Below are 2,943 nucleotides of genomic sequence, written 5' to 3' on the forward strand. Positions count from 1 at the left end.
TCCCACATTTGAACGGTGTGATTTTCGAGGAGTTTCTGTGCGTTCACTGTTCTGGCGGATTCTTGCGAGCTTCTGGCTGGCCATCGCTCTGGTAGCAGGGCTGTCGATCCTGCTCGGGCACATGCTCAATCAGGACGCATGGATTCTCAGCCGCCATCCCGGCCTCAACACACTGGCCGCAGAATGGACGCAGACCTACGAAACCCAAGGCGAGGAAGCCGCGCAGGACATGCTCGAACAACGCAAACGCCAGTATCACATCGACGTTCAAGTGCTCAACGAAACCGGCGATCCGGTGGTGCGTGGTACCTTCCCGCGCCGCGCCGCAGCATTCGAAGCGCGGCAGAACAACGATGACCGCCGCCTGCCGTGGCGGCGTCTGACCGACGAGATCACCAGTGAAAAAACCGGTGATACCTACCTGTTCATCTACCGCATCCCGCACCCTGAGCTCGACGCCTGGCACCGCGAAAGCCTGCTCTGGCCGCTGAGTGCGCTGGGCATCGCGCTGGTGGTGCTGACCCTGTTCAGTTTGCTCGTGACTTTCTCCATCACCCGCCCACTGAGTCGCTTGCGCGGCGCGGTGCATGATCTGGGGCAGACGACTTATCAGCAGAACAGTCTGGCGAAACTGGCCAACCGCCGTGACGAATTCGGCGTGCTGGCCACCGATTTCAACCGCATGGGCGCGCGCCTGCAAAGCCTGATCGGCAGTCAGCGCCAATTGCTGCGCGATGTCTCCCATGAACTGCGCTCACCACTGGCGCGCCTGCGCATCGCGTTGGCTTTGGCCGAGCGTGCCAACCCTGAAGAGCGCGAAAAACTGTGGCCACGCCTGACCCGCGAATGCGATCGGCTGGAGGCGTTGATCAGTGAAATTCTGGTGCTGGCGCGAGTCGATGCCGACAACGCCAGCGCTGAAGAAGTGGACCTGAATGCGTTGCTCGCCACGCTGCAAAAGGATGCGCAGCTCAGCTCCCCCGAGCAGCCCGTGCGCCTGCAAGCCGAGCCGCAGTTGAATCTCAAAGGCTGGCCGACGATGATCGAACGCGCGGTAGATAATCTGCTGCGCAACGCCCAGCGCTTCAACCCGAGCGATCAGCCGATCGAATTGCACGCTGCGCGGCAGGGAGAGCGGATTGTCATCAGCGTGCGCGACCACGGGCCGGGGGTGCAGACCGAACATCTGAGTCAGTTGGGCGAGCCGTTTTATCGCGCGCCGGGGCAGACCGCTGCCGGGCATGGCCTGGGGCTGGCGATTGCCAAACGGGCGGCGGAACGGCATGGCGGCACGCTGACGCTGGCCAATCATCCGCAGGGCGGCTTTGTGGCGAGTCTGGAATTGCCGTTGGTACCGGGAGTCGTGGTCCAGCCCTGAAAAAGCCCCTCACCCCAACCCTCTCCCGGAGGGAGAGGGGGCCGACCGAGTTGTCTGCCGTTGTGCATCGACCTGAAAGACCGAGTCGATTATGAACTCGCAGAAACAACACGTCCGGTATCCCGACTCTGGATTCAGCGAAGGACGCTCAGGTCGGTGTAATTCCAAAGCATCCCCCAATCAGTCCCCTCTCCCTCTGGGAGAGGGTTAGGGTGAGGGGCTTTTGATCTTCAGGCTTTACCGGGCCAGGCGCTGACGAACTCAGCCAGATCAACCTTCTCCGCCACGCGCGGCTCTTTCTGCGGCGTGCCGAGATAGAGAAACGCGATCACCTCCTCGCCTTCCACCAGCCCCAAGCCTTCGGCCACATGCTTTGAGTACGCCAGATCCCCGGTGCGCCACACTGCGCCAATCCCCTGCGCATACGCCGCCAGCAGAATCCCGTGAGCCGCACAGCCGGCCGTGAGCAGTTGCTCGGCCTTCGGGTATTTCACGTGTTCCTGCAATTTCGCGATGACCACAACCACCAGCGGCGCGCGTAGTGGGCCGTTGCGCGCCTTGTCGATCATCGCGTCGGTGACTTCGCCGCTCTGCTGGCGGGCCGCCTCGGCCAGCAACTCGCCCATTTGCTCACGCGCTGCGCCTTCGACGGTCAAAAAGCGGTACGGCTGCAAGTGCCCGTGATCCGGGGCACGCAGGGCCGCGCCGAACAGGGCTTCGCGCTGCTCGGCAGTGGGGGCCGGTTCGACCAGTCGGGGAACGGAAACACGGTTGAGCAACGCGTCGAGAGCCTGCATCGGCCACCTCCTTTGAAAAATGTGCGGCTATTCTAGCTTCATCTGCGCAGCGCCTGCCGGTTTACATGCCTTGCCCCACAGGTAGAATGGCGCCCTTCTCCCACCAGCCCGAGCGGATTTCATGGCGTTGCCGACCTTACGGATCATTGGTTTTATCATCGGCATCTTCCTGATCACGCTGGCTGTGGCCATGGTCGTGCCGATGGCCACGCTGGTGATTTTCGAGCGCACCAGCGACCTGCCGTCGTTCCTCTGGGCGAGCATGATCACCTTTGTCGCCGGCCTCGCTCTGGTGATACCCGGCAGACCCGAACACATTCACCTGCGCCCGCGCGACATGTACCTGCTGACGGTCAGCAGCTGGCTGGTGGTGTGCATTTTCGCCGCGCTGCCGTTTCTGCTGACCCAGCACATCAGCTACACCGACTCGTTCTTCGAAAGCATGTCCGGCATCACCGCCACCGGTTCCACCGTGCTCAACGGCCTGGACAACATGTCGCCGGGGATTCTGATGTGGCGGTCGCTGCTGCACTGGATCGGCGGCATCGGCTTCATCGGCATGGCCGTGGCGATTCTGCCGCTGCTGCGCATCGGTGGCATGCGCCTGTTCCAGACCGAATCCTCGGACCGCTCGGAAAAGGTCATGCCGCGTTCGCACATGGTGGCGCGGCTGATCGTGGCGGCCTACGTCGGTATCACCATTCTCGGCAGCCTGGCGTTCTGGTGGGCCGGGATGAGCCCGTTCGATGCGATCAACCACGCGATGTC

General features: G+C 62.6%; 3 protein-coding genes. 2 read left to right on the top strand and 1 reads right to left on the bottom strand.

The features are described 5' to 3' along the window. Positions 1-37: 37 nt before the first annotated feature. Entirely contained in the window at positions 38-1,378 is a 1,341-nt protein-coding gene (locus OQK_RS03435) for a sensor histidine kinase (protein WP_016771131.1), read from the top strand. 230 nt (positions 1,379-1,608) lie between these two features. Here OQK_RS03435 and OQK_RS03440 read toward each other — a convergent pair whose 3' ends face one another. Beyond that, the gene (locus tag OQK_RS03440; RefSeq protein WP_016771132.1) at positions 1,609-2,175 is read right to left on the bottom strand and encodes a nitroreductase family protein; all 567 of its coding nucleotides are present in this window, start codon (positions 2,173-2,175) and stop codon (positions 1,609-1,611) included. A gap of 121 nt (positions 2,176-2,296) precedes the next feature. On the opposite strand from OQK_RS03440, the gene OQK_RS03445 reads away from it, so the two are divergent. Next, on the top strand, positions 2,297-2,943 hold a 647-nt coding region (locus OQK_RS03445; protein WP_038861084.1), incomplete at its 3' end, for a potassium transporter TrkG.

Source organism: Pseudomonas sp. R62, assembly GCF_000257605.1.
GTDB classification, from domain to species: domain Bacteria; phylum Pseudomonadota; class Gammaproteobacteria; order Pseudomonadales; family Pseudomonadaceae; genus Aquipseudomonas; species Aquipseudomonas atacamensis.